Below are 26,489 nucleotides of genomic sequence, written 5' to 3'. Positions count from 1 at the left end.
GATAGTGGTAGGTGACACACCGGATTGGTTTGTCGTTCCAGTCAGAACCACGCGCTCCCTGCTTCATCGGACGCTCTGTCGACACGCTGCTCATTCGTATTTAAATGGCTTCCACATCGAGAGTGTGGGCTATTTCCGATCCTCCCGGTGTACTAGATGACGTGCAGTCGGGACAATTCCTGCACATATGCCAACAATGTGACCGTAGCTATGCAGAAAATTTCACAACGACAGCAGAGGCTGGATACCGCACTCGATCTCTTAGCAGATAGATACCGCCGCCGTCTGCTGATAGCCCTCTTAGAGCACAACCCACAGGATGACCAAGACACACAGATCCCCGCGGAGATAACGATCGCGGATGAAGATCTGGATCAGCTTCACATCCAGATTATCCACACACACCTTCCCAAACTCGAAAGCGCGGGCGTCATCGTGTGGGATCGGTCGAGCAACAACGTCTCGAAAGGACCACAGTTCGATGAACTCCTCCCGTTACTCCAGTTGATGTACGATCACGCAGACGATCTCCCCGACGAGTGGCTCTGACAGCACAGTGGATCGGTCCGAGACTACTTTACACTCCCGGGACTAGGGAGAAGGTATGCCATCTCGGGAGTCATTGAGCAGCGAGATTATCGAAGCGGTTGCCGCTCGAGAAGGTGTCGAGCCAACAGAGCTCCCAGATCCTCTGTACGACTCCATCCACACTGATGCACTAGATCAGCTGTTCACTACCGTATCGGCACAAGTAACCTTCGAATATCTGGGGTATCAGGTGACTGTCTTTAGCACTGGTGAAGTAGAACTCGATCCAGCTGGCGATGAATAATAACACTACTGCGGGGACAATCCTTGTGGTGTCGGACGATTCGGTTTCGTACTGGCGCTGGCTGCCAGCGTCTAAGAACGAATGACGTACGTAGCTGCATCAAACACTCGAACAATCAAGCGTACAAGTTGTTCATACGGCAATTTTGATCTGTTCGTTTAGTGTCGGTGCAGTCGCATCGTAGCCGTCGTCTCGTAGTTCGGCTGCGAACCATTCGCATCGATCGCCGTGGCCGATGAGTATCTTCGAATCACGGTACGATTCGAGAAACGCCCGAAGTCCGTTGTGGTCCGCGTGAGCCGAGAAGTTGTACGATTCCACCTGCGCACTCACTGGCATCACTCGCCCGTCAATGTCGGCTCGTCCGGTGTCTAAAAGCTCCCGTCCTGGCGTTCCCTCGACCTGATACCCAGTCAGTGCGATCTTATTTACCGGGCGTGTGCGAATTTCCGGAATGTAGCTCATCGCTGGCCCACCGGTCAACATTCCTGCTGTTGTGAGTATTGTCGTATTTTTTGCTGCAATGCGGCTACGATCGCGTCCAGTCACAAAGCGAGCGCTGGATTGCGCCCGCTGGAGTGCCTCAGGATTGCAAAGGAAATCGGGGTATCTACTCAGCAGTTGCGTTACGCGCTGTCCCATCCCGTCAACGTAGCAATCGATGTCGTGTGCTGCACAGATCATGAGTAGTTCCTGTGTTCGTCCGATGGCAAAAACGGGGACGACAACTGTCCCACCCTCCCAAATCGTCGTCCGAACGCTCTCAACGAACTGCTTTTCGACGCTCGCTCGTTCCGCATGCGTTACGTCTGCATACGTGCTCTCACAGGCGACCACGTCCGCCGCGGGTCGGGCAGTGGAACCAGAGACCAACCGCTGATTGTCGGTGTGGAAATCGCCAGTGTACAAAAATCGTGTGTCGCCGTCGTCGATGAGGATGTGCGCGCTCCCTGGTATGTGTCCAGCGTTATAAAAAGTGATCTCGTAGCCTGCTGCTTCGAACGGTTCCCGATAGCTGTGGTGATTCGAAACCTGCCTGATACGCTTTACTTCCTCTTCAGTAAACGGACAGTTGTAGGTGCCACCGTGGAGACCGAGCGTATCGCGCGCAAGCACGAGCGCTAGCTCACGAGTGGGAGCCGTCCAATGAATCGCTGGCCGTGAGTCACCGGACAGAAGCGACGGCAGGGCACCGACATGATCGAGATGACCGTGTGAAACGATGACCGCGTCCGGATCAATCGAACCGACCGGAAAACGTGGTGGATTTCCTGTCAGCATCCCATAATCGAGCAAGAGCGAGTCGTCGACCAGAACGGCGCTTCGCCCAACCTCGTGTACACCACCAAGAAACCGGAGATCCATTGCTGTTTCCTATATTTCCCGTGCGTTTTCATTCGTCGATTCGAGTCACGCTCAGAGGACGGCTGCACAAGCCACCTAAAAGGCTGGATCTGATGGGAATGCTGTAGATAACGTGGTAGCTCGTGGTCGTCAGTCCACACTCGAAGGTGTGAGGTGGATATCACATCTAGATCTCGCTGGATCGGGACTCTCGACACAAGACGGTTATTTTCTGATCCCATACTGTACCATATGTCTGTCACAGAATCGTTTCGGTTCGATTACGATCCTGGAACCATCGTGTACGGTCGCGACTGCGTTGCAGGGCTCGAGCGGGAGCTCGCTCGTCTCGAAAGCGAGCGAGCGCTCGTCATCACCGGAACGATCGTCGGACGAGTATCGACAGTCATCGATCCAGTCAGAGACGGGATCGGGACGCGACTCGCCGGTGTGTTCGCTGAAACAACGCCAGATAAGCGACTGACGACCGCACTCGATGGCGCAGACCAATTGCGGAAAAAAGAGGCAGACGCTGTGGTGAGCCTCGGTGGAGGAAGCAGCCTCGACATAGCGACGGTGGCAAGCGTGCTCGCTGGCGACAAACGACCACGAGACACTATTCGTGCCGAATTCAGAGAGACAGGAACGATCAGTATCATGTCGAAACCGCTCCCGATTCTCGTGGTGCCAACAACATTGGCGGGGGCTGATCTCTCGATCACTGCCGGGATCACAGATCGAATGGGTATGGACACAGAGACACTGACACGCGGCGGTATCTTCGACAGACGGCTCATGCCAGCAGCACTGTTCTACGATCCAACATTAATAGAGACGACTCCACATCAAGTCCTGTGTGCCTCCGCAATGAACGGCTTTGATAAGGGTATTGAATCCCTGTATGCACGGAACGCAACTCCGATCACGGATGCGACAGCCAGCCGTGGCCTGGCCCTTCTCAAACGGGGACTTCCAGAGATCGGCGTTGGGAGACGAAACGAAGAGACACTCCACGATGCGATCGTTGGGACAATGCTGGTTCAGTACGGTGCCTCACGAGCGACCGAAACGACGCTGTCGCTCATCCACGCGTTCGGCCACGGCATTGCCCGAGGATACGCCATCCAACAGGGTGGTGCCCACGCCATCATTGCACCCCACGCGCTGCGCTTCCTGTTCGAACACACCGATGGACGACGCGACATGCTGGCCAACGCACTCGATGTCGAATCCAACGAAGATCCGGATGCAACAGCAGAAGCAATCATCGAAGCCGTGGTTGAGGTGCGGGACGCTCTCAGACTCCCAAGACGACTCCAATCGATTGATGATCTCTCGAAAGAAGACCTTCCAACGATCGCTTCCGAAGTTGCGACCGACGGCTTTATTTCGAATACGCCACCCGAACTGGAAACGACAGAGGAGGAACTCGAACGAGTGCTGCAGAAAGCCTGGTAACACACTCAATATGTGATCGAGATCTCAAACCACAATCAGTCTGACTTCAATCCCAATCCAGATCTCGATCCGATTCCGATTCCGATTCCGATTCTGATTGATGACGAAAGCTGAATTTTGATCGAGAGAGCAGTCTCACCAAGATTGAATATAGATGATAAAACGAGAAAGCGAAGTGAGAGACGCCACCACCAGGACTCGAACCTGGGACTACCTCGTTAACAGCGAGGGGCTCTACCAACTGAGCTATGGCGGCTCCGGTTCCTGCCTGCACTTCTTCGTAATCGGATTTGCCTAAAACCCTTTTCGCTTTTGCTTCGGTATACACGCTCAAAGTCATGTCAGAACTGCATTGTACACTATTGTGTATGTACATTCACTCACGTAGGTAAGATTGCGATTCATTCGACATTCTTTAGCATTCGACGGGCCACCGACAGTCATGAGCGATGAGTTCGAGACCGTTACGGAACGGGTTCGTGAACGCGTCGATCCCGATTCGGAAGAACGCAAACGCCTCGATGAGGTTGCAGAGAGACTCATCGCACAGGCCAAAGCGGCCGTCACAGAGCTCCCCGTCTCGGGAGACATCGTACAGGTCGGCTCGACGGCTCGGGGAACGTGGACCAGCGGAGACCGCGATATTGACGTATTTGTTCGGTTCTCGCCCGATCTCCCCCGAGAAAAGTTAGAAACGTATGGGCTGCGAGTCGGCTGGTCAGTGCTTCCCGATGGCCGTGAGGAGTTTGCCGAGCATCCGTACGTCACAGGAGAGTGTGCGGGCTTTGCGGTGGATATCGTTCCATGCTATGCAGTCGAGAGCGCGAGTGAGATTCGGTCGGCAGTCGATCGGACACCCTTTCACTCGGAGTACGTCACCGCTCGTCTTGATCCGACACTGGCCGGCGAGGTCCGTCTCACCAAGGGCTTCCTGAAAGGGGTCGGGATCTACGGCAGCGATCTCAAAACGAAGGGGTTCTCGGGATATCTCACCGAGTTGCTCGTGCTCGAATACGGTAGCTTTCGATCGTTCGTCGAAACCGTCGCACAGTGGCAGCTCCCGGTGGAAATCGACCCGGAAGATCACGGCACGCGGTCGTTCGACGATCCGCTCGTCGTTATCGATCCGACCGATCCTGAACGGAACGTCGCCGCTGTTTGCTCGCAGACAAACGTCTCTCGGCTGATCCATCACACGAGACTATTCCAAACCGATCCGGACACCGAACAGTTCGTGCTCGATAGTCCTGACCCACTCTCTCCCGAGAAGATGCAACAGGAACTTGCGAGCCGCGAGACGACGCCTGTCGCGGTCCAGTTCGATGCCCCGGATCTCGTCGACGATCAGCTCTATCCACAGCTCGAACGGTCGCTCAGCGGTGTTCGCGGTGAACTCGACCGCCGTGGCTTCGAGACGCTCCGGACAGCGACGTTTGCCAACGATAGCGCGGTGCTGTTCGTCGAATGCGAAATCACGGAGCGGCCAGCAATCGAACGTCACGAGGGGCCACCGGTCGATGCTGGCGAACACGCGAGCGATTTCTACGAGAAATACGTGGACAGCGAGGCGTACGGTCCGTTTGTCGACGGAGAGCGCTACGTGGTCGAACGTCCCCGTGAGTTCACGAGTGCGCGTTCGGTACTGGAAGAAGCGATCTTCTCGGTCGCACTCGGTGTCGCCGTTGAAGACGTGCTTCGAGAAGGGTACGAGGTGCTCGTCGGACAGGAAACGGCTGTGCTCGCCGACGAGTTCGGGGCCGAATTCGCACGCTATTTCGATCCGAAGCCGTGAATGGACCGACTTCGACTCGGATCACTCGCTCTCGAACAACTGCTCGCGTGCTTCATCGACGACCGCGCGACCGTTTTCATTCACTTCGGTATCGGGTTCCTCTGGCTCGCGGCCTTCAAAGACTTCGTTGATCATGCAGACGCCATCAGAGAGCGACTCAAGCCCGTAACCGCCTTCGAGAACGAACGCGAGCGGGGCGTCGAAACGCTCTGAGATGGATTGACACCGCGTGGTCATCGCGCCAAACGCCTCAGTCGAAACACGCATCCGAGAGATGGGATCACGCTCGTGTGCGTCGAATCCCGCGCTGACGAGGAGAAGGTCTGGATCGAACCGCTCGAACGCCGGGGTGATGCAGTCATCGAACGCGTGAAGGTAGACGGCGTCGTCGCTGCCGGGCGGGAGCGGAAGATTGAGCGTTGTCTTCTCGCCCGCATCCGACCCTGTCTCTTCGACTGGGCCAGTGCCGGGATACAACCCTTGCTCGTGTAGTGAGGCGTAAAACACGTCGCCACGCTCGTAGAAGATGTCCTGCGTCCCGTTGCCGTGGTGGACATCCCAATCGAGAATCGCAACCCGATCGATCCGATCTAGCGCAGCTTCAGCGGCGACAGCGACGTTGTTGAAAAAGCAAAACCCCATCGCGTCATCAATAATGGCGTGATGCCCCGGTGGCCGACCGATCGAGAAGGGTGTGTCATGACCAGAAGCCCCATCGAGTGCCTCGTTGGCCGCCCAGACGGCAATCCCAGCACTCGCCAAAGCAGCGTCCCACGTCTCGGGGACAGCAACCGTATCTGCGTCCCACTGGCCACCACCGTCCGCACAGAACTCACGGACTTGTTCGACGTATTCTCTGTCGTGGACGGCACAGATAGTGTCTTCGTCGGCCGACTCTGGATTCGTGAACTCGACGCCGTATTCGCGCGACAGCGCTCGCCGGATGGCACGCAGTCGGTCTGGTCCCTCCGGATGACGCGGACCGGTGTCGTGCGAGAGACAGATATCGCGGTACCCGAACTTCATCAGAAGTACTGTTCGATTTCGAAATATGTTTGAATGTCTTCAGATTTGATTGTTCGTCGACCGGCGTGGCGTGCGAGTTTCGCAGCAGCAGCCGCGATATCATCCGCGTACTGTTCGAGGATCGCTGCCAAGGCTACGCGTGCGTCCATCGAGACGCGGTACCGGTCGTCAATATCAAGACGGGCGATACGATCGACGGGTGCGATGGGAAGTTCAACGTTGCTCCGATCGACAGCAGAGACGTTGAAATCCTCAGTCATCAACGTCTTTCGACCATTTTCGGTCGCTCGTTCGGCTGCTTCGATCGCCAACGCCGCACCGTGCTCTTGGATACGGCGGGCCAGGGCTTCGGCCGCACCGGCGCTTACCCTGAGATTTCCCGCATTTCGTCGAATGACGGCATCTACCGGGGCAAACGGTAGCTCGACGCTCATAGGCTGATACGCGACTGTCGCAGGCTTAAGCGTTCCGCGTTAGAGAATGTCCTCGGCTTCCAATGTCCCATCGCGCATCTGACCGCGCGCCGTGACCTCCTCACCAAGTCGAACGTCCGCATCTGTCACTACTGTGAGCGTACTGTCCCCGTTGTCGAGCATCACCGGATCACCAGTCTGAACGACTGTTCCTGTGAATTCGCGGTACTCCTCCGATCCCCCACGTTCTGTTTCCGTCTTCGTCTCAGTCTCAGTCTTGCTCTCTTCTCGGTTGCCACCGTCGTCTTCGGTGAACGATGAGAGCGTTCCTCCAGTTTCTTGCGCTGAGGCGTCGGCGTTGGGAGCACCAGTCCCACTACTGCCGTTGGAATCGCCAGTTGTGATCCCGCCGGAAGCCGTCCCCTCATCGAGTAGTGAGACCGTCGATTGCCACCCAGCGGACGCTTCGAGAGAGTCTTTCCAGCCGTCCTGTATCTCGACATCCGCGAACAGCGCTTCGTCGCCCGGACCGAGATCGATGTCGGCCTTTGCCCCCCAAAGTGCGACGCGAATGTCTCCTGTTTGATCTTGTACGCGGACGTTCCGAACCTGTCCATCGCTCCCGTCATTGCGCTCGAATGTGCGCTTTGGGTCGGTCGAGCGGATGACACCAGCGATGTCGACAGTCTGTCCGATTTCGACCGTCTCGATGTCTGTTGCGTCGGGAACGAAACTGACGTTCTCATCGATTGGTTTGATGGCACCGCGCGATCCGACGTGCAACTCTAAGGTGCCGTCGCGCTCGCGGACGTAACCGTCGATGACTTCGACCGATTGTCCTTCTTCGAGCGACTCGACGCTGTCTGCCTGCTCGTCCCACAGTGTTACGCGTACGCGTCCCGTTTCATCACCGAGCACGAGATTCGAGACGCGTCCTTCGCTCCCGTCGTCCCGACTGAACGTCCGCACGGGTTCGGTTGCGAGCACCCGCCCCGTAAGCGTGATATCAGACTGACCCAGAGAGAGATTCTCGATGGTGCCAGCGTCACCGACAGTCACGTCGATGTTGGCGTCCGGATCGCCCTTGATACGGCTTGCACTCACCTCTAACCCGCTGTATCCTTCTTTCGGATGGCCCTTGATGCGGAGTGCCTGTCCCATTTCGAGTTCCTCGACACCCGCGGTCGCCTTCTCGTCCCACAGCGCGACGCGAACCCGGCCGGTTTCGTCCGCGCATTCGATATTCAGGACGTGTCCTTCGCTGTCGTCGCGCTCGAACGTACGAAGCTCACCGACGGATGTGACTTTCCCGACAAACGCGACCTCAGACATTTCGGGGTCAATATCGGCGATTGTATTCGCTTCGCTCTCACCTAGATCGTGAGCAACGAGCTTTGCAGCAGTTTCCTCGTCAGCGAGACCACCCATCTGTTCGACCTTCTCGGTAACGGCTTCTCGAAACTCCTCTTCTGTGACATCCGTATCGAGATCCGCGTAGATATCCTCGATCACGCTCATTAGACAGGACATGGTAACACCGCCGCTAAGCATTGTCGGTTGCACGAATCAGCGATCATGGCTGGTGTGGTCACTGTTCCGTATTTCAACATTTGGACGCTCATCGGTGTTACTCGATAGTAATCAGATACCAGATGTATCAGTGCGAGGGAGATCCAAACACGACAGGCGTGAACCGCAACGGCTTTAGGCGAATACACAAAACACAGAGATGAGTCCTGGTAGGGTAGTGGACTATCCTCCTGGCTTGCGGAGCCAGGGACCGGAGTTCAAATCTCCGTCAGGACGTTCTTCTGTTTCAATCATACAATGCGATCTGAGCATTGTTGTTCCTCATCTTTACTTTGCGAGTAGGATCGTTTCCGAATAGTGCGACAAAGTAACCGATGTCGGATATCCCGTGAGCACTGCTCAGACGCAGGCTTTTCATCGTTTGGACACCGGGATATCGTATGCTCCGCCTCGCGGTCACAACTGCTGCACAGACGTACGAGCGGATCCGCGAGCCGCTCGAAGCGCGTGAGATCGCGGTCGACTACGTTCAGGCAGACGAACGGACAGTCGATCTGAGCGCCGATGAGAGTGAGTCATTCGACGTCGGGTTCGTGTATCCTAGCCGACTCCCAGAGGGTGGCGTCGTCGATGCACTCCTCGACGTTCCGTGGGTCAACGACAGGGAGGCGATACTCCGATCGCGCCACAAAGCCGAAACACTCGCACGGCTCGGTCGGGCTGGCGTACCGACACCAGAGACCGTGATGGTCTCGAATCCAATCGATCAGACAGATGCACGCGGTGTGTTCGAGCGATTCGAGCCACCCGTCGTGATCAAACCGAACTCGACGACTCGTGGCACCGGCATCACGAAGGTCTCCGATCTCGATTCATTTCTCGGGACGATCGATTATCTCGAACTCGTTCACGGCTATCCCACGACAGCAGACAAATCCTACCTCGTTCAGGAATATCTTCCTGACGCGCGCGACTACCGAGCGATGATCATCGACGGACAGTACGCCGGTGCGGTCGAGCGTCGGTTGCCAGACGACACAGGACGATGGAAACACAACGTCCACCGAGGCGCTCAGGCAACGAGTGTCTCGCTCCCATCGGAGTATCGCCGCATCGCAGAACAGACGGCTGCCGCGCTCAACATCCCGTATCTCGGTGTCGATCTGCTGGTGAGTGAAGACCGTGCACTCGTCACAGAAACGAACGCGCGACCGACAGTCGATGACGAGGCGAAATACGAACCGAGCTTTTACGACGAACTCGCACAGCTCATCCGAGATCAAGCGTGAGATGATCGAGGATGAGCAGACAACGATATTTCGATGCGGAGTGAAACGGAACAAGGATCGAATCGGTACGATCTGATCAGATGCCGTCTAAACAGCGAGTGCTACGCCCACCAGTTCGAGCGACGGGTTTCTGTGGGCGCGTTGCCACGCAGCGGTTGCGGGAAGTCGCTCGGATGGTCAAATCCAAAAGCATCCTCACCGAGCCGGTTACCAACGTGCCACGCGACGGTCTTGGGTTCGACATTGGTGATCACGATTCTGGTCTTGGCGTACGTTTCGGTTGCACCGTCGTCGTCCGGATCATAGCCCGAAGCGACACTGCACGAACCGGATTTGAGACCCTGACACGGTGAATCATCGGTGAACTGAACGACGATATCGGCTTCCTCAGGATTAGAGACTCGACGGAAGGAGACGCGGTTGGGGACAGTTCCATCAGCACCCTGATCGTAGTACGCGAACGCTTTATCAACCTGTGAATTGACAGTTGCGCGATCAGTAGCGGGGACGCCCGACAGATCGACAGCAACGCTCAGCGTCGAGTGATCCCACGGAAGGGCGCGTTCGGTTACGTTTGGCTTCGGGAGTGTTGTCAGATCGGTCGTCGCAGCCATGATCTTCTTCGGTTTGTCATCGTGACCGAGACCAAGCGTGTGGCCGAATTCATGAATGAGTAACTTCACTGTCGATTCGTCCGTATATCCGCTCCGAACCTGAACATTGGCAGGCCGGTTGACCTCCTCCGGCGATCGAATATACGGCGCACACCCCTCAACTTGTTCCTCGACACCGCATTCTTCGATAGAAGGAACGAACGAAACGACGACATCGGGATTCGCTGCATCCGGCTCCAGACGATAGTTGATCTGATAGCCCGCGTACTTTCTGCTGTTCTGTTCCCAGTAGGCGAGCGCGTTCTGAACCAATGGTTCGAACGCGCGGTCGTTCCCTGTTTCGTCTTTGATCGCCACTGTCAGTGTACGTTCACCCCACGGGTTCTCTTTACTCGGTACAGCATCAGAACCCGGATCCGGAGTCGCACCGTCGTGGCTGCTGGGGTCGTCATCAGTGGGTGAAGAAGAAGCCGAGGAGGACGCGGAAGTTTGAGTTGATGCCGGTGACGCTGCAGAAGTAGGAAGGTTCTCATCAGGCCCCGTTTCGCCTGGGATCGTGGGCTGTGCATTTGGATTTGTCATTCCATCTGGTGTTAGTGTCGATGTCGAATTCGTGGCATTCGTCGTGTTGGAACCGGTGAGCATACCGGAACAACCAGCGAGGACAACCATGACGAGTACGAGCACGGGGAGGACGCGAGTTGTCATTTGCACTGTGATTGTTCACCAGGAAAAAGACGTTTTTGATTATGATCACATAAGATGGACACCAACAAAACCGAACAACCATTTGTCACAATAGTAAGTACAATAGCGTATATATTTTGAATAGTGTGGCTGTGGGCCGTAAGCCCCCTTCTGTTCTATCCGGCATTCGGCTGAGCACCCACGGCGTGTGTCCGGGCTACCATCAACCGCGGGCTTGCACCGGTGAGGATTCGCCGTTCCATCCATTCTCTCCCTTCGATCCTCGGTGGGTTAGCGTGCCCTCGTTACCTCAGGCGTCGCACACCTCATCGGTCCGGGAGAGGGGTCTCGTTTCTGTTCCAGTGCCGGCGATCTCTCGCCCCGGGCTTGCGCCCGGTCACCTGCCCGGACGGTGGGGGGACTTTCCTCGCAAAACGCGGAAACCGGACACCCACTGCCACACTGTTAATACTCGGCGACGGTGGGTAAGTTGTTCGATCACTAGCGGAGCGGAGACCCACGTTCGATCGATTTTGATCGCTGTCAATCTGCTTCGAATCCCACCCGTTCGGCATCTCGAAGTGCTCGGGTTGCACTCGCGTCGATACTAAATTCGCGCACGATTTCTCCGTCTCGGACGAGCGGTTCTAGCAACGACTCACTCTCCGCTGGGCTGGGAGTCCCAGCAGGGAGGACACAATGGTCGCCGTCTGATGTTCGGTAGACATCCTTCGGCCCGGAAAGCTTTCCCCGCTTTGTCGCCGGTTCGCCCTCAATTTCGACAAGATCCAACGCGAAGTCCACCGGATTGGCATTGCTGACGTATCCACCGATACCGAAGCCGTCCGCGACGTCTCGAAGTTCTCGGAGTTCGGCTGCACCGAGGCCACCGCTGAGGAAGATATCGACATCTTCGTACCCCTCTGTGTCGAGCTTCCAGCGGACCTCTCTGGCGATGTGTCTGAAATCACCACGTCGAGAACTCGGCGTATCGAGACGGACGCCATCGAGATCGATGGTTCGTGCCGCGCGCAGCACTTCGTCGGTTTCATCGGAGTACGTATCACACAGCGCGATGCGAGGAATATCGTCCCCGACGGCCGCATCGAACGCCTCCCACGCTTCCTCCTGTTCGTTCGGTCCAAAGCAGATGATGAGCGCGTGGGGCATCGTTCCGCTTGATTCACGACCGAGGATCTCGCCGGCAGCGACGTGTGAGAAGCCATCGAATCCCGCGATGAGCGCAGAGCGTTCGACGACTGCTGCCAGTGACGGATGAACGTGGCGTGCACCGAAGCTTAACAGTTGTACGTCGGGAGCAGCACGGCGTGCACGAAGCGCACGCGTGGCAATCCCACTTGCGTGTGAGAGAAAGCCCAAAAGAGACGTTTCGAGCCGTGCAAACTCAGTGTATCGACCCTCGATACGCATGACGGGGCCACCGTCAAACAGTTGTCCCTCGCAGAGCGCATCGATATCAACAGTCGTTGATGAAAACAAGTTCGCTGCGTCTTTGACACCAGCGAAGAGTTCGAACGCTCCTGTCGGAAACTGATCAGCGCACACTTCAGCAACAACGTATGGGTCACGGTCGGCGTCCTCGAGCGTCGTGACTGTCCGATCGAAGTAAGCATCAGTCGCCCGTCCCTCGCGAATTTCATCCGGCGAGACGATGTCGAACATACACCCTATTCCGCCGGAGCGTCGAAAAACTACGTGATTCTGGCTACACAAGCAGCCGGCCCATCCATACACAGATCCGCACCGATCTCCCTCGGGTCAGTTCGATGATCGGTGAACGCGGTCGAGCTCTTCGACGGTTGGTGCGTTCACGATCGTCACCGTCGTCCCCTGACGACTCACTCGGAATGCGTCTCCGTACGGATTTTTCTCGGGAATGACGTACGTGTTACCGGTTTGCTTTGCGCCCTTTTGTTTGAGCAGTCGTTTGTATCCATCGGAGAACTGCGAGGCGTCTTCGGGGGAATCCCACTCCGTCTTCCAGACGTATCCGTTCTGCTCGCCAGCCGTGTTTTGATAAGGAACAAGGCTATCACCGGCCCATCCCGCAGATAGTGGGTGGGAGTAGTTGTACTGGTAGTGACTCTGCGTATCGATGACGCCGTTCATCCAGAACATCGTGTAAATCGAGGCTTCACCGGCTGTTTCGGCCTGTGGGTCAACATCGAGTCGTTCCCACTCGTTGTTTGATCGGTCTTTGACGGTGACGTTCACAGGAGTATCGTTAGGGTAGCGCTCCGGGTGGATGATCTGTTCGGAACTCTGTGGGATATCATCGTATGCATCGTTGACCGCGCTCCAGCCACCACGTTCGTGGAGTGCATCGACGAAATCCGGTCCTGCGATATACGGCATGATAACTGTCGTGTACACGCCCTGATTGAAGTCAGTGCGATTCGACTGCTCCGGTCGCTCTGGCTGGGGTAAACACGACCAATCATTCTGACAGCGCTCCTCGTACCGAGACTCTACACTGTTTGCGTCACCTTCGATGAGACCGTTCTCTGCGAGTTGAGCGTCCTGCGTTTGATCAAAATTACCCTCGCCTAACGAGAGCTGCTGATCCTGAAGTGCGTGTGTGAGTTCGTGTGCGAGCGTCAGCGAATCGATACGCGGCGTTTTGCTGTCACTGACGATGACGATTTCGCCGTTCGAATAGTAGCCGAGCACTGCGCCTGCATAAACTCCTTCGACGGCTTTGTTTGCGTTCGTCGGTTCATCGACGAGAAACCGCGCTTCCCAGACCTGATTGTTCCATGCGGTGTAGTTCGGGTCGTCTCGAACGGCAAACGTTCCACTCTCGTTTTGGTATTGTTCTCGTGATATGACACGAACTGGAACGTCCTTCGTGAACTCCTGACCGCGAATAACCTCAACACGGGCCATCGTTCTGTGAACGACTGCCTCTCGTTCGCTTGCGTTCAGTCCGTCGCTCGTCGTTACATTCACTGAATCGGTAGCACTGTAGCCATCTTCCTGACCGATATCGGCCTGTAATCCCCCAAGGAGGCCGGAACAGCCAGAGAGGACGATGAGCACAGAGAATGCGAGACCGGTCCATTCCGATGGTCGAGTTGTCATATTCTATTAAGGATGGGCTGTGATGCCGAGCTATGCCTTCCGCCGAACGTCACCGAGATCGTCGGTCGTCGGCGCGTTTACGATGACGACCGTACTACCCGATGTCCGAACCGAGAAAGCGTCTGCATACGGTCCGTTCTCGATGACCCACGTATTCGTTCCAGCCGTTGTCGCTCCCCAGTGGCTGAGAAGCTGACGGTACGCAGTTGCGAACTGCGAGGCGTCTTTCGGTGAGTCCCACTTCACCTTCCAGACGTAGGCCGTCTCGTTGTTCTTCTGATAGACGTGCAGTCGATCGCCGTCCCATCCGTTCGTGATCGGGAGACTGTAATCGAGGGGATCGGATCTGTTTGGTTGGTTCCCATCGTAGTTGAAGATCGCCCGGCGAGGAACGACAGCCGACCGATTGTACGAATCGAACGTTGCTTGTGCGAACATTGCGGTGAGTCCTGACTGTCCGAGCGTCGCGTAATCGGGGCGTGATGGTCCCGATCGCTGTCCCGTGAGATGGACGCGCGACCATCCGTTCCGGGCACGGTCATCAAGTGTGACGTTCGTTGGTGCGTCGGAGCCGTATTTCGTGGGCGTCATCACCTGTTCGGAGCTTACAGGAGGCTGTGAGAACATTTCGTCGACTCGGCTCCAGCCATCACGCTGCTGGTAGTAGTTGACGAACTCGGGTCCATCAGCGTACGGGAAATAATTGAGGAGATACACGCCCCAGTTGCTCGGGGGCTGGGCGCTGCTTCCACTCTCCGAGCGTGGAAGACAGTCCCAATTATTCCCGCAGTTCGACATGTATCGCTGTTGGACGAGATTCGCTTCACCCTCAATAAGACCGTTGACCGCGTTGTGTTCGTCCCGTGTGGTCCGATTGTAGTCAGAGAGGTTGAAATGCTGGTCCTGAAGCGCGTGGGTGAGTTCGTGTGCGAGCGTCGATTCGCCGTCAAGTGTGGGTGTCTTACTGTTGCTGATAATGACGATCGAATCTTTCGTCGGACTGTAGTATCCAAGAACGCTCTGTCCTCTGGCCTCGTTCTGAACAGCGAGCGAATCTGATTGTTCCCCGATGAGGAACATCGCTTCGAACTTTGCGTTGTCGAACCGACGGAACGACTTCGTTATATTCTGGTTCGATTGATTTCCTCTGAATTTTTCTCGGGACTGGATCGTGACGGGGACCGAGTGTTTGAACTCCTTCTGGCGAACGATTTCGATACGGGCCATCGTTCGAGAGACGACCGCTTTTCGCTCCGTTTTGTTCAGGCCGTCATTCGGGCTGATCGATAGTTTCGCATCGGCCGAATAGCCGTTTTCATGGCCGATTCCGTCTGTAGCGTTGCCGGGCGCAGCTGTCGATTTCTGAGGCCCGGATACACCAGATTCAGTCGGAGAGGGAGTGTTCCCGGCATTTGGGAGAGCATTACAGCCTGCAAGAACGACCAAGACAGCAAGCAAAACGGAGCGGAATCGCATAAACGATTATACACGGCAAGCGGGAAAAACACCACGGAAGAACTGTTTTAGATGGTGGCATTCTACGTTCATTCATGCAATTCAATCCCGACACCACCGCTGCTGTCGTCGTAGACATGCAAAATGGGTTCTGTCATCCAGATGGATCTTTGCACGCACCAGACAGCGAAGCGGCCATTGAGTCGGTTCAAAACGTCATCGATCTGACCCGCAAAGCAGGCTCTCACGTGATTTTCACCCGCGATATGCATCCACCCGAACAGTTCGATGAGACACACTACTACGACGAGTTCGATCGCTGGGGTGAACACGTCGTAGAAGGCACGTGGGAGGCCGAGATCGTCGACGAGCTGACCGTCGAGGCGGGCGATCACGTCGTCACGAAACACACCTACGACGCGTTCTATCAGACCGATCTTGAGGGCCATCTCAATGCGCACGGAATCAACGACCTCCTCATCTGTGGGACGCTTGCGAACGTCTGTGTCCTTCACACTGCATCGAGTGCCGGTCTCCGCGATTTCCGACCCGTCATCATCGAAGACGCGGTTGGATTTATCGAAGAACAGCACCGCGAGTACGCACTCGATCACGCTGACTGGCTGTTCGGTGACGTCCGCCCGCTCGATTCGATCGAATTCACACACGATTCGAAGTGAGTGATGCGAATGTGGATGCTCTCTATCTGTACGTTCTCGGTACGCTGTCAGCACTGCAATAGCTCATAAACACCACCGCACATGGTGATGGTGTAGTCTCATTCCTTCAGAACGAGCGTGTGTACATGAGTACCGAACCACAAGATCAAACGTGGGACATCGACAGCACGCCGTCTGCACGCGAAATCGACGACATCGATCTCAACGAGTACGAGATACGGCCGGTGGTGAAGTTCGTCGTTGCGTTCGCCATCGGGGCTGTGTTCTTTCTCGTACCGGTTCCGTGGCACGGAGAGATCACTGTTCCGTTCGATATCGTCGTCAGCACGATCACCGAATCTGTTCCGGACGCCGTCGGGGTGTACGTGCTCTCGGTCATTGTCGCTGGCGGTGTGTTCACGACGGCGGCGGAGCTCGACAGCCGCGGGTTGGTTTCGACCAACGTCGACCTGTCGTCGTTCGAAAGCTCGACCGCGTTCTGGACGCTCCGGGTGATCGGAGCGCTGCTCGCACCAGTGATGTTCCTCGGGAGCGGCCCAGAGTGGCTCCACACCGCAACGACGGGTGGGTTCATGTGGAGCAAACTGGTGTACAGCGTTGGAGTCATCATCCCAATCGGTGCCGTCTTCATCACAATTTTCGTTGAACTTGGTGGATTGGAGTTCATCGGCACGCTCGCACGGCCAGTGATGCAGCCGTTATTCAAGCTCCCCGGTCGGGCAGCGCTCGATAGCCTCGCCTCGTGGGTGGGTTCGTACTCGGTTGGGCTGTACGTCACACGGAACGTCTTCGACCGCGGTGGCTACAACAAACGCGAGGTGTACACCATCGCAACGTGCTTTTCGACAGTGAGCATCGGATTCGTGGGCGTTGTCGCTGCCACGGTCGAGATGCTCGCGCTGTTTCCGCTCATCTTCCTCGCGTACTTCATCTGCGTTGTCGTTTGTGCGGTGATTCTCGTTCGGGTGCCGCCAATCAGCACTATTTCCGAGGAGTACGTCGCCGAACCCGACCCCGAGATGCCGTTCGAGGGGACGGGACGGGAATATCTACGATTTGCACTCAGCGAGGCTGTCGGCAAGGCAAAACGAGGCGAAACGTTCGCACAGGCTGCGTGGCGCGGATTCATCGACGGACTGCGGCTCACGAGTCTCATCCTCGGGACCATTCTCGCGGTCGGGCTAGCGGCGGTGCTCCTGTCAGTGTACACGCCAACGTTCGAATATCTCGGTGCGCCGCTTGTGCCCGTTATCAATGCGTTGGGACTACCGAATGCAGAGACAGTCGCTCCGGCGACCATCGTCGGCATCACGGAGATGTACACGCCCGTTCTGTTGGTCACGGAGACCGCACCGATGGCACGGTTTTTCATCGCTGTGCTCGCGGTCTCTCAGCTGATTTTCTTTTCCAGCGTCGGCCCAATGACGATGGATATGTTCAGCGACGTTCCGATCCGCTTTCGGGATCTCGTGATGCTGTTCGCGATGCGGACGATCATCCTTGTGCCGCTCATCGCAGTGATGACGCATCTCGTCAGCGAGCTTGGGCTGTTCTGAATTAGTTAGGCACGGACGTACTCGATCAACGCCGCAACCAGTTTGTTTTCCGCACGCCGAAGATGCTCTTCTGCGGTTCGACGTTCGACGCCGACTGCGTCCGCGATATCGGCTGTTGTCGTCTCTCGAGGAATTTCGTAGTAGCCGCGGTCGTACGCGGCCGCGAAAGTCTCGCGCTGGCGCGGAGAGAGGTTCGGGAGAACACCGTCGAGCGTGAGTAACGGCGCGTCGTGCGTGACCGTCTCGATCTCTCGTTTGCGCTCTACGGTCACCGTGTATCCGTCGTCGATGAGCGCGCGATAACAGCCTGTGAGGGCACTTGGATCGAGCGCGAGCAGCCGACAGGACTTCGCGCCATCAGCGTACCGCACTGGTGGTAACAACAAGCAGTTGTGACGCATGAGATACGTCTCGATGAGGTCGCTCTCGTGTCGTTGCAGGCAGCTCGCGGTGACGATAACCAGCTCGTTTGGCCGTCGAAGGAGGTCCTGTACTCCAACGCGCTCGCGTACGTGCGCGAGTATCTCGTCGGTCGCACCGTCTGCGACGTACAGCAGGTCACAATGATCGTTGCACCAGAGTTCGACCGAGGCACCAGTATCCGCTGTCGCCGCAGCGTAGGTCCCATCGCCCTCGATGCGGAACGTCGCCTCGTACATACGACAGAAAGGGAATGCGCTCGTATAAACGTCCCCGGCGTGTGGGGAACGAGATTCGTTGCGCTCCGATTAGATGGATCCCACAGAGTGATTTATACGACGGATAGTTCATAGTAAGGCAAAGTATGTGGGCTGTGAGTCACGGTTTCGCCATTGTCGGAACTGTACTAGTTCCACTGATCAAGTTAGCAATCAGCAGCATACTCCTCGCATGTGTCGTTGCGGGGATCTGTACGCCGCTTCTGTTGTTCAGTCGCGTACGTGCACTGTTCATTATCGGCGTTACGAACAGGTGGCTTCTCAACTACGTGCTTGTCATTGTGGCTATTGCGGTGGTGCAAGTGTTTCTCATCGGTGCCATTTTGGTCGGTGGTGATGCGCTGTTTTCACCGCCGGGCATGGATTCACCCGCCGAAGACGCATTTCTTTTTCGGGGACTAATTGTGTTGATTGGAGTCTCTCTTGTGCTCTTGTGGCTCATTCCAGTCGTCATTCTCCCGCGGATCGGGTACGACTGGGACCCACACGAGTACGATCTAACGACGATGGTCGTGATTGGAGGCAGCGTCCTTTGGTATCAAATTGTAGGATTTTTCGGGAGCGTTCTACTTGCCACCATATACATTCCTAATAATTTATGAATATTTGTACAATAATGCGATCCTAGCAACACACGCTCGATTCTTCGATTAGCCCTGAAACAGCCGGTAGGCGGCCTGTCCAACGGCGACAGGTTGTACTTCGCCGTCGGGGGTTTCGCTTTCGACAGTCACCTGACTCACACCGACGCTGTTACCGGCTCGAACGATTTCAGCGTGGGCAGTGAGATCGCCCGCGGCTCGCCGGAGATAGTTGACGTTGAGGTTGATCGTTGCCACACTGCCGCCAATCGGATCATCGAGGGTCGGTCGCAGTGCGAGTCCACCGGCGGTGTCAATAATCGTCGCTGCGATTCCGCCGTGCATCGTCGGCGGCGAGGTCGGATTGGTTAGCTTGTCGTCGTACGGGATGGTGAGCGTCATACTGTCGAAAGTGAATTCATCGACAGTGACACCGAGCCACGAGAGATAGCCGTGGTTTTCCTCGATGAATAGCTGAACCATCTCGATCATGTCATCCGGCAGCTGCTCGGTCATGAATCCGTTCGCAGGTGGACGGGCTTGTAGCCACCGATTCAGAACGTACCTACTATCCATCACATCAATTCACAGTTATTGATTCTAGTGAGTGACTCTCTGTACACTGCACCGCCCACACTCCCGTCTCCGGGGTGTAGATCGATCAAAATGGATCACGTTATGATTCGTCGTGAGACGGATGAATGGTTACCTCGACGTATTCGTTCGGCTCGAACGACGCATTCGGACAGATCAACTTTGCGCCAAATGCCGCATCTTGTGCGAGAAAGAAGGAGATTCCGGTGATTGGCGTTCCATTCGCCCGAATTTCGATATCGTCCCACTGCACGTTTCGACCGTCGATGCGTCCAACGCGTGTGCCGACCAGCGTGACGTCTCCGTTGGTGTGTGCTGGTAGCGAACCGTTAGTTCCGAGGAGACCACCGCCGTCGTAGTGAGGGCACCCGCCGTCAATCACACCATTCCCGGCTGCGATTCCCACAAAATGATCACCTGGCGCCGGGTGAGAAGGGGCATCGAGAACAACGTAGGTGTCGCCGACTCGATCAACGCGTCCGGTGCCATCCCATGAGAGCGCTTCGATGGGAACGTCCACGTCGATAGCGAGCGATCCCGATGCTCTGTACGGGTTCGTCTCGGAAGAGCGGAATCCAAGATGGATGTGGTTGTCGACCCACGGAGCGAAAAAGCCAGCGCGAACGAGCGTTCCGAGCGGGTCACCAACGGCAACAGTCTCGCCTGGTTCGACTGACGGGTCGACGTGGAGCAAGCGCGCAGTATGCACACCGGTGTCGATGAGAATGAGATGGTCGTGGACAGCAGCGTACTCCTTTGGTGGCGCACGAACCGTTTGCACGTCGAGGACGGTTCCGGCGACAGGACTTGGCACGAAATCATCCGTTGGATAGAGATCGATAGCACTGCCGTTGTCGTGGGCGACGTAGGGTGAGTTGTACAACGAAAACCGGCGATAGCGCGCGAGCACGTCGGCCGCGAGGGTGGGCATACCGAGGCTTCGAGCGCGAGCCTTTAGCCCCATCGCTCGAACGTAACAGCATGCGCGTGCTCCGAGGTCGGGCCGAAACTATCGACGCCGACCGCGCTGTCACCCAGACAGTTCTCGAAGACACCCGTGAAACTGGGGAGTCTGTTATCAGAGTATGGACGCCTCATCGACAGATCGCGTTCGGGCGACGTGATGCGAACACCGAAGGGTACGGAAGAGCAACTCATGCCGCAAACGAACACGGCTTCCCGGCGTACGAGCGGAGCGTCGGTGGACGCGCGGTCGCGTACACCGGAGAGACGATCGCATTCGCCCGGACAGAACCCCTCGAAGAGATTCGTCGTGGCATGCAAGATCGCTATTCTGCCGCAGTGACCGACCTGCAGGTGGCGTTGATGCAACTCGATGTCCATGCGTCTCCCGGTGAACCGGCGAACTCGTTCTGTCCCGGGAGCCACTCCCTCCAAGCCGGTGGGAAAATCGTCGGTGTCGCACAGCGCGTCCAGCGCGGTGTCGCACTCGTCGCAGGGATCGTCGTTGTCCGCGACCACACAGCGATTGCGGCGGTGCTCTCTGATGTCTACGCTGCCCTCGGTGTCCCATTCGATCCCGACAGCGTCGGCAGCATCGGACGCGCTGGCGGAGACAGTGATCCTGAGCGAGCCCAACGGGAAATCGAACAGGCACTCGTTGGACTCGGATCTGATGAAAACGACAAATACAACGTAGAGTATGTTCGGCAGGATTAGGTCTATCCGAGGTTGAGGGGAGAGTGACGATCATGCTCATCACGAATGCCACACTCGCTGACGGACGAGTCCGAGACGTTCGGATCAGAGATGGCCGTATTGTGACTGTCGGTCAACACCTCTCACACGAGAGTACCGAACACGATGGTGAAGAAACGATTCGGGAGGTTGATGGTAATCTCCTTCTGCCAGGAATGATCGACGTACACGTCCATTTTCGTGAACCCGGGTATCCGCACAAAGAGACGTGGACGACGGGAAGCAAGAGCGCCGCTGCTGGCGGCGTAACGAGCGTCGTCGATCAGCCAAACACTGACCCGCCGACAGTGGCAAAAACGGCATTCGAGGAAAAACTCGCGCTTGCACAGGATTCGTACGTCGACTTCGGTCTCAACGGTGGCGTCACGTCCGCATGGGAACCGGAGGCACTCCTCCAGGAGCCGTTGTTCGCGCTCGGCGAGGTGTTCTTGGCCGACTCGACCGGAAACATGGGTATTGGGACCGATCTCTTCGCCGACGCTGTCGAGCGAGCCACAGAGCGAGGCGTCACCGTCACCGTCCACGCGGAGGACGCAACGCAGTTCGAGGAGAGAGCGCACGACGATGCTGACGCGTGGAGCGCCTACCGAACGCCAGAGGCCGAAGCCACTGCCGTCAAGCGCGCCTGTGAAGTCGCAGCTGACTGCGATGCGCGCATCCACATCGCGCACACGAGCACACCAGAAGGTATCGACCGCGCGAACGAGGCTGAAATGACGTGTGAAGTGACGCCACACCACCTGTTTCTCAGCCGAGACGATCTCGACGAACTCGGGACGCTCGGCCGGATGAACCCACCGTTGCGAAGCGAAGAACGACGAGAGGCGGTGTATGAGCGCGTCGCTTCCGGTGCAGTGGATATGATTGCAACCGATCACGCTCCACACACGCTCTCTGAGAAAGACGCGACTATCTGGGACGCACCGAGCGGGGTGCCCGGCGTCGAAACCGCTCTTGCATTATTGCTAGAGGACGCCCGGAAAGGACGACTGAGTTACGAACGAGTGCGCGATCTCACGGCTGCGAATCCCGCACGGGTGTTTGATCTTTCGCGAAAGGGTCGAATCGAAGCCGGGCGAGACGCCGATCTCGTACTCGTCAACCCGGACGCATCACGCGAAATCAGAGGCGAAGAACTCCACTCGAAATGCGGATGGACGCCGTTCGAAGGCCAGAAAGGTGTCTTTCCGGAGTGGACGATGGTCCGTGGTCAGATCGTTTACGAAAACGGGGAGTTCGGAGAGCCAGTCGGAAAAAACGTGCGAGACTCGTAGTCTACTGTCGATCGGGCGCTCGTTCGACTGGAGAACAGTCACGCCCCACCGAGGAGCGACACGACAATGATTACGCCGATCATCCCACCAGCACCCACACCACCGACCCGGGCCATTGCCCGTCGGGACTCGGCTTCGGTCCAATTCGTCCCAGTGTCGAGATAACGCTGCGCGTGTTCAAAGCCCCCACCGGCGAGTATCGAACCCGACCACCCAAGCATCCCAATCCCAAAGCAGAGCGCCGCGAGCGAGAACACCTGTGCACTCACGAATCGCAGGTCGTACTGTGCGGCGAAAACGAGGATCGGAACCGCAAGCGCAACGAGAAGAAAGCCCAGCGCAGCAGCCGAGCCGACCAGACGGACGCGAACGCGCACCCACGCCGCGACCGCACGATCCATCAGTCGACTGCCTCGCGCATGCGTGGGTCAAGCGCATCACGCATTCCGTCGCCGAGGAGATTGAATCCGAGGACAGTCAGTGCGAGGAACAGCCCTGGGAAGAACGACCACCACCACGCGATCTCCAAGCCGTGTTTGACACCGTTGTTGAGCATGATACCCCACGACGGTGTGCCGGGTGCAGCACCGAATCCGAGGAACGAGAGGGCTGCGAGGTCGATAATTGCGAGACCAAAGTTGAGCGTACTCTGAACGGTGACCGGAGCGAGACAGTTCGGAACAACGTGACGCACGAGTACACGAGGGTCAGCCGCACCGAGCGCGACCGTTGCGTCGATATATTCGTCTTCGAGCACCGTCAGTGCGGCCCCCCGAACGACCCGCGCAAACCGTGGTGTGTACACGAGAATGAGTGCAATGGAAGCGTTTTGGAGACCCTCACCGAAGATGGCGACCAATGCGAGTGCCAACAGAAGTGAAGGGAACGCGAGCAATACGTCCATCGTCCGCATGATGACGTTATCCGTGATGTCGCCGTAGTACGCGGCAATGATCCCGAAGCCAACACCGAGCACCGTCGAGGTACCGACGATGATCGTCCCCCACTTCAGCGCTAACCACGCACCAAAGAGAACTCGGGGGAAGATACTGCGTGCCTGCCCATCCAGTCCGAAAGGATACTCAAGGCTGGGTGGTGACTTGGCCAGTCCCGGGTTGTTCCCGAGATTCGACTGAATCAAGTCCTGATAATACCCGTCAGTTACCATCGGCACACCGCCGATGGTGACACGGGAATACAGTGCGATCATAACCATCGAGAGAATGATGACTAACCCCGTGAGGGCGAGCCGATTCGACAGAAGATTCGAGAGGAACTGTGAGGCCCGGAGCCGCGAGAGGAGTCCCCTCGATTGCGTCTGCGGTGAATCTGATTCGATCTGTGTACTCATTGTAATGTGTTATTGTTGGATACGTGGGTCGAGATAGGAGTACGTGATGTCGACACCGAGATTGACGAGCGTGAACAGAAGCGCGAAGACGAGCACCGCCCCTTGCACGACGGGGTAATCGCCGACCTCAATCGCGGCGACGAGCAGCCGCCCCATTCCTGAGATCGCAAAGACAGTCTCGGTCAGCACAGCCCCACCGAGGAGCGTCCCGAACTGAATGCCAATGACCGTGATCACGGGAATGAGTGCGTTCTTGAACCCGTGTTTCAGCATGGTGATTCTCGCACCCTGACCTTTCGCCCGCGCTGTCCGGATGTAGTCCTGCCGGACAACCTCCAACATCGATGAGCGCATCATCCGCGAGATCAGCGCCATCGAGTAGATACCGATAACCAACGAGGGCAACGCGAGATGGTGCACTGCCGAGATGAATGCGTCGTATTCACCGAGTAAGAGCGTGTCAATGGTGATGAATCCTGTTAGTGGCAACTCAGTTCCGAATAAGAACCACGAGCTATCGAGGAAAATTGTCGATTCAATCCGTCCACTTGTCGGAAACATTCCGAGTGCCCCCGAGAACAGAATGATGAGTAGCGGACCACTCCAGAAGATAGGAACGCTGATCCCTGCGAGCGCGCCGATTCGCGTAAAGTGATCGGTCAGCGAGTCCTGTTTGATCGCACTGAGGACGCCCAGCGGAATTCCGAACAGAATTCCAACGAACTGGCCCAACAATGCGAGTTCCATCGTGGTCGGAAGCTTGTTCACCAGCAACGATTTGACTGGATTATTCGGCTGGAGCACGTAGGAGTCTCCAAACTGAAATTGAGCAGCATCCTTCAAAAACCGGCCATACTGAACCCAAATAGGGTCATTGAGACCTAGCTGCTGGCGGACCGACTCAACCTGTGCCTGTGACGCACGCTGGCCGACCATAACCCGAGCTGGATCACCCTTTCCGAGATGAAGAACGGCGAAGACGAGCGTTGCAACCCCTATGAGAACCGGTACCAACAACAGGAGTCGCTTCGTAACGAACCATTTCGAAGCCATCTACCAGTAGGGAGAGTCGGGTGATGAAAAAACCCACTATTTGCCTCCTCCCACTCATTATTAGTGTGAGAAATTAAGACCAACTTATATATGGTCGTAGAGTGGCGTTTAATCAATCCATATATTTATTATAAATATAACTAGTATTTATGTATTTGGAAATTGTAATAGACTTATGTTACTTCATCTATGGAATTATATGATGGCAGGAAAAAGAGATGCGGAGCGAGAATTGAGTCGCCGAAGCATTCTCCGCGGAATCGGAGCAACAGGTGTAGCGATGGCTGGCTTCACTGGCGTCGCTGGTGCGACGGCACAGGACGACATGGACAGTATGGGAGTACTGGATCTCGACAAGGTGGACGATGACAAAGCGCGTGCCTATCAGGAATATATCGACGACGAGGCGAAGATTGAGCAGGCGTTCGTCGAACACATCGATTCGGTTGCTCAGCTGATGGAATCAGAGGGCGTATCACCTCCGTCGTCCCTCGTCGAGGCTGACTATCTCAATGTCCTCCCGGACAGAATCGATGGAAAAGCAACCGCAAATATCGTTGCTCGGTTCGATGACGAAGAAGAAATCCGCCTCCATATCTATCCGCAGGCTCGTCGAGCGTACGCGTATGTGGGGAGCAGTACCCACAAGCGCCTATACGACCCAGCTAATGGCGTAAAACCAGCTGGGTGTTATCAAACATATGAGTGTAAGTGTAATTGTAGTTCTGGTTGGGGTCGGAATATATTAAATTGTTGTACGATCCCTGGTCAAGGGACTAACTGTGACATAATTGATAGGAGATGCGATTGTCCAGATGACAAGGTGCCTTGTTGAACGCAAGACAGCGTCGTGGTAGGGTCAATTACTCACGGTTTTACGCCGTCAGAGACCGGTTCTTGGACGCAGAAGATGCAGTCGCTGTCGCTAGCGGTGTTCGTCGAAGGGTCAAAACTATGGTATCTTGCTGCATTGTTCCGGTGACGACGGCGATGCCTCTTCCGGATACGTCCAGAGAAGGGAGAGCGGGCGGCGGAGTTCACGCATTCGGTACTGTCGTTCCCACCGGCAGAACGAACTGTAGTGCGGTGCCTCGTTGAGGTCAAACGCGGCGAGGACACCGGGCATCTCGGTGAGGTAGTCCTCAGTCTCACGGAGACTCTTCTCCAGTTCGACACGGAAGAGAATCAACGCGATCTGTACCCACTCGGCGTACCCGTCCACGCCATTCGGTGCGGCGGGTACGTCCGGATCATCAACGTGCTGTTTCGCAAGATTTCGACACATCCACGCGAGCCGTCTGAGCGATGCCATACTGCCAGACGGCGTCCATTTCCCGGTTAATCTGGCGGAATATTGCAGCGAGTGCCTCAGAGACTGTCGTCATTCGGCGGCAAAACAAGGCAGGACAAGGTGGAGGAATGTAATCCATAGGGATATTGG

25 protein-coding genes, 2 tRNA genes, 1 other RNA gene and 1 pseudogene are annotated in these 26,489 nt (G+C 56.4%); 12 read left to right on the top strand and 17 right to left on the bottom strand.

Going from position 1 to position 26,489, the window contains the following annotated elements:
- Nucleotides 1–210: 210 nt before the first annotated feature.
- Together MW898_RS18210 and MW898_RS18205 are read left to right on the top strand one after the other, a co-directional pair.
- Nucleotides 211–549: a DUF7344 domain-containing protein gene (locus MW898_RS18210; RefSeq protein WP_248909494.1), complete on the top strand. Its 339-nt coding sequence runs from the start codon at nucleotides 211–213 to the stop codon at nucleotides 547–549.
- Between the two features lie 55 nt (nucleotides 550–604).
- A complete protein-coding gene (locus MW898_RS18205) occupies nucleotides 605–832 on the top strand; it encodes a HalOD1 output domain-containing protein (RefSeq protein ID WP_248909492.1) in 228 nt (75 codons plus the stop codon).
- Between the two features lie 132 nt (nucleotides 833–964).
- Here the strand turns inward: MW898_RS18205 and MW898_RS18200 are convergent, their stop codons facing one another.
- Nucleotides 965–2,197, bottom strand: coding sequence for an MBL fold metallo-hydrolase (locus tag MW898_RS18200; protein WP_248909489.1), 1,233 nt, complete (start codon nucleotides 2,195–2,197; stop codon nucleotides 965–967).
- Nucleotides 2,198–2,428: 231 nt separating this feature from the next.
- On the opposite strand from MW898_RS18200, the gene MW898_RS18195 reads away from it, so the two are divergent.
- Entirely contained in the window at nucleotides 2,429–3,634 is a 1,206-nt protein-coding gene (locus MW898_RS18195) for an iron-containing alcohol dehydrogenase family protein (protein WP_248909487.1), read from the top strand.
- Between the two features lie 183 nt (nucleotides 3,635–3,817).
- On the opposite strand, the gene MW898_RS18190 is transcribed toward MW898_RS18195, so the two are convergent.
- Nucleotides 3,818–3,890: transfer RNA gene (locus MW898_RS18190), tRNA-Asn, on the bottom strand.
- A gap of 186 nt (nucleotides 3,891–4,076) precedes the next feature.
- On the opposite strand from MW898_RS18190, the gene cca reads away from it, so the two are divergent.
- Entirely contained in the window at nucleotides 4,077–5,426 is a 1,350-nt protein-coding gene (cca, locus tag MW898_RS18185; RefSeq protein WP_248909484.1) for a CCA tRNA nucleotidyltransferase, read from the top strand.
- Nucleotides 5,427–5,447: 21 nt separating this feature from the next.
- Here cca and MW898_RS18180 read toward each other — a convergent pair whose 3' ends face one another.
- From MW898_RS18180 to MW898_RS18165, 3 genes are read right to left on the bottom strand one after another with little or no spacing between them, the layout of a single operon-like run.
- On the bottom strand, nucleotides 5,448–6,452 hold the full coding sequence (locus MW898_RS18180) for a histone deacetylase family protein (RefSeq protein ID WP_248909482.1): 1,005 nt from the start codon (nucleotides 6,450–6,452) through the stop codon (nucleotides 5,448–5,450).
- Nucleotides 6,452–6,886 carry a histone gene (locus tag MW898_RS25700; RefSeq protein ID WP_277999802.1) on the bottom strand — a complete coding sequence of 145 codons (435 nt, stop codon included), beginning with the start codon at nucleotides 6,884–6,886 and terminating at the stop codon, nucleotides 6,452–6,454. The genes MW898_RS18180 and MW898_RS25700 overlap by 1 nt, the downstream gene beginning before the upstream one ends.
- 39 nt (nucleotides 6,887–6,925) lie before the next feature.
- The gene (locus tag MW898_RS18165) at nucleotides 6,926–8,383 is read right to left on the bottom strand and encodes a single-stranded DNA binding protein (RefSeq protein WP_248909480.1); all 1,458 of its coding nucleotides are present in this window, start codon (nucleotides 8,381–8,383) and stop codon (nucleotides 6,926–6,928) included.
- Nucleotides 8,384–8,598: 215 nt separating this feature from the next.
- On the opposite strand from MW898_RS18165, the gene MW898_RS18160 reads away from it, so the two are divergent.
- A tRNA-Arg gene (locus MW898_RS18160) sits at nucleotides 8,599–8,671 on the top strand.
- A gap of 164 nt (nucleotides 8,672–8,835) precedes the next feature.
- Nucleotides 8,836–9,684, top strand: coding sequence for an ATP-grasp domain-containing protein (locus MW898_RS18155; protein ID WP_248909478.1), 849 nt, complete (start codon nucleotides 8,836–8,838; stop codon nucleotides 9,682–9,684).
- Between the two features lie 101 nt (nucleotides 9,685–9,785).
- On the opposite strand, the gene MW898_RS18150 is transcribed toward MW898_RS18155, so the two are convergent.
- From MW898_RS18150 to MW898_RS18130, 5 genes are all read right to left on the bottom strand, one after another.
- On the bottom strand, nucleotides 9,786–11,006 hold the full coding sequence (locus MW898_RS18150; RefSeq protein ID WP_248909476.1) for a matrixin family metalloprotease: 1,221 nt from the start codon (nucleotides 11,004–11,006) through the stop codon (nucleotides 9,786–9,788).
- A gap of 127 nt (nucleotides 11,007–11,133) precedes the next feature.
- An RNA gene (gene rnpB / locus MW898_RS18145) (RNase P RNA component) lies at nucleotides 11,134–11,444 on the bottom strand.
- Nucleotides 11,445–11,528: 84 nt separating this feature from the next.
- The gene (locus tag MW898_RS18140; protein WP_277999801.1) at nucleotides 11,529–12,668 is read right to left on the bottom strand and encodes a nicotinate phosphoribosyltransferase; all 1,140 of its coding nucleotides are present in this window, start codon (nucleotides 12,666–12,668) and stop codon (nucleotides 11,529–11,531) included.
- Between the two features lie 96 nt (nucleotides 12,669–12,764).
- On the bottom strand, nucleotides 12,765–14,087 hold the full coding sequence (locus MW898_RS18135) for an Hvo_1808 family surface protein (RefSeq protein WP_248909473.1): 1,323 nt from the start codon (nucleotides 14,085–14,087) through the stop codon (nucleotides 12,765–12,767).
- A gap of 30 nt (nucleotides 14,088–14,117) precedes the next feature.
- A complete protein-coding gene (locus MW898_RS18130; RefSeq protein WP_248909471.1) occupies nucleotides 14,118–15,563 on the bottom strand; it encodes an Hvo_1808 family surface protein in 1,446 nt (481 codons plus the stop codon).
- A 74-nt stretch (nucleotides 15,564–15,637) separates the two neighbouring features.
- Here MW898_RS18130 and MW898_RS18125 point away from each other — a divergent pair, with 74 nt between their 5' ends.
- Together MW898_RS18125 and MW898_RS18120 are read left to right on the top strand one after the other, a co-directional pair.
- Nucleotides 15,638–16,222 carry a cysteine hydrolase family protein gene (locus MW898_RS18125; RefSeq protein WP_248909469.1) on the top strand — a complete coding sequence of 195 codons (585 nt, stop codon included), beginning with the start codon at nucleotides 15,638–15,640 and terminating at the stop codon, nucleotides 16,220–16,222.
- A 125-nt stretch (nucleotides 16,223–16,347) separates the two neighbouring features.
- On the top strand, nucleotides 16,348–17,778 hold the full coding sequence (locus tag MW898_RS18120) for a YjiH family protein (protein WP_248909468.1): 1,431 nt from the start codon (nucleotides 16,348–16,350) through the stop codon (nucleotides 17,776–17,778).
- A 5-nt stretch (nucleotides 17,779–17,783) separates the two neighbouring features.
- Here the strand turns inward: MW898_RS18120 and MW898_RS18115 are convergent, their stop codons facing one another.
- A complete protein-coding gene (locus tag MW898_RS18115) occupies nucleotides 17,784–18,437 on the bottom strand; it encodes a helix-turn-helix domain-containing protein (protein ID WP_248909466.1) in 654 nt (217 codons plus the stop codon).
- Between the two features lie 134 nt (nucleotides 18,438–18,571).
- Here MW898_RS18115 and MW898_RS18110 point away from each other — a divergent pair, with 134 nt between their 5' ends.
- The gene (locus MW898_RS18110; RefSeq protein ID WP_248909463.1) at nucleotides 18,572–19,078 is read left to right on the top strand and encodes a DUF8162 family protein; all 507 of its coding nucleotides are present in this window, start codon (nucleotides 18,572–18,574) and stop codon (nucleotides 19,076–19,078) included.
- 48 nt (nucleotides 19,079–19,126) lie between these two features.
- Here MW898_RS18110 and MW898_RS18105 read toward each other — a convergent pair whose 3' ends face one another.
- Nucleotides 19,127–19,573: a PaaI family thioesterase gene (locus tag MW898_RS18105; protein WP_248909808.1), complete on the bottom strand. Its 447-nt coding sequence runs from the start codon at nucleotides 19,571–19,573 to the stop codon at nucleotides 19,127–19,129.
- Between the two features lie 160 nt (nucleotides 19,574–19,733).
- Nucleotides 19,734–20,582 carry a DUF8155 domain-containing protein gene (locus MW898_RS18100; protein WP_248909462.1) on the bottom strand — a complete coding sequence of 283 codons (849 nt, stop codon included), beginning with the start codon at nucleotides 20,580–20,582 and terminating at the stop codon, nucleotides 19,734–19,736.
- 50 nt (nucleotides 20,583–20,632) lie between these two features.
- Between MW898_RS18100 and MW898_RS18095 the strand changes: the two genes are divergently transcribed.
- Together MW898_RS18095 and MW898_RS18090 are read left to right on the top strand one after the other, a co-directional pair.
- Complete coding sequence (locus MW898_RS18095; protein ID WP_248909459.1) at nucleotides 20,633–21,331, top strand: lipoyl protein ligase domain-containing protein; 699 nt, start codon at nucleotides 20,633–20,635, stop codon at nucleotides 21,329–21,331.
- Between the two features lie 32 nt (nucleotides 21,332–21,363).
- Entirely contained in the window at nucleotides 21,364–22,644 is a 1,281-nt protein-coding gene (locus MW898_RS18090) for a dihydroorotase (RefSeq protein WP_248909457.1), read from the top strand.
- Nucleotides 22,645–22,682: 38 nt separating this feature from the next.
- On the opposite strand, the gene MW898_RS18085 is transcribed toward MW898_RS18090, so the two are convergent.
- From MW898_RS18085 to MW898_RS18075, 3 genes are read right to left on the bottom strand one after another with little or no spacing between them, the layout of a single operon-like run.
- A complete protein-coding gene (locus tag MW898_RS18085; RefSeq protein ID WP_248909455.1) occupies nucleotides 22,683–23,045 on the bottom strand; it encodes a DUF7268 family protein in 363 nt (120 codons plus the stop codon).
- Complete coding sequence (locus tag MW898_RS18080; protein WP_248909452.1) at nucleotides 23,045–23,995, bottom strand: ABC transporter permease; 951 nt, start codon at nucleotides 23,993–23,995, stop codon at nucleotides 23,045–23,047. Before MW898_RS18080 ends, MW898_RS18085 begins: the two co-directional genes overlap by 1 nt.
- A 9-nt stretch (nucleotides 23,996–24,004) precedes the next feature.
- Complete coding sequence (locus tag MW898_RS18075) at nucleotides 24,005–25,048, bottom strand: ABC transporter permease (RefSeq protein ID WP_248909450.1); 1,044 nt, start codon at nucleotides 25,046–25,048, stop codon at nucleotides 24,005–24,007.
- Nucleotides 25,049–25,250: 202 nt separating this feature from the next.
- Here MW898_RS18075 and MW898_RS18070 point away from each other — a divergent pair, with 202 nt between their 5' ends.
- The gene (locus tag MW898_RS18070; RefSeq protein ID WP_248909448.1) at nucleotides 25,251–25,883 is read left to right on the top strand and encodes a hypothetical protein; all 633 of its coding nucleotides are present in this window, start codon (nucleotides 25,251–25,253) and stop codon (nucleotides 25,881–25,883) included.
- A gap of 186 nt (nucleotides 25,884–26,069) precedes the next feature.
- On the opposite strand, the pseudogene MW898_RS18065 reads toward MW898_RS18070, so the two are convergent.
- Nucleotides 26,070–26,360 (bottom strand): annotated as a pseudogene (locus MW898_RS18065) (IS5/IS1182 family transposase); the annotation flags it as partial.
- Nucleotides 26,361–26,489 lie beyond the last annotated feature (129 nt).

Source organism: Halocatena marina (genome assembly GCF_023276375.1).
Lineage (GTDB): Archaea > Halobacteriota > Halobacteria > Halobacteriales > Haloarculaceae > Halocatena > Halocatena marina.
This window is presented reverse-complemented; position numbering and strand designations above follow the sequence as displayed.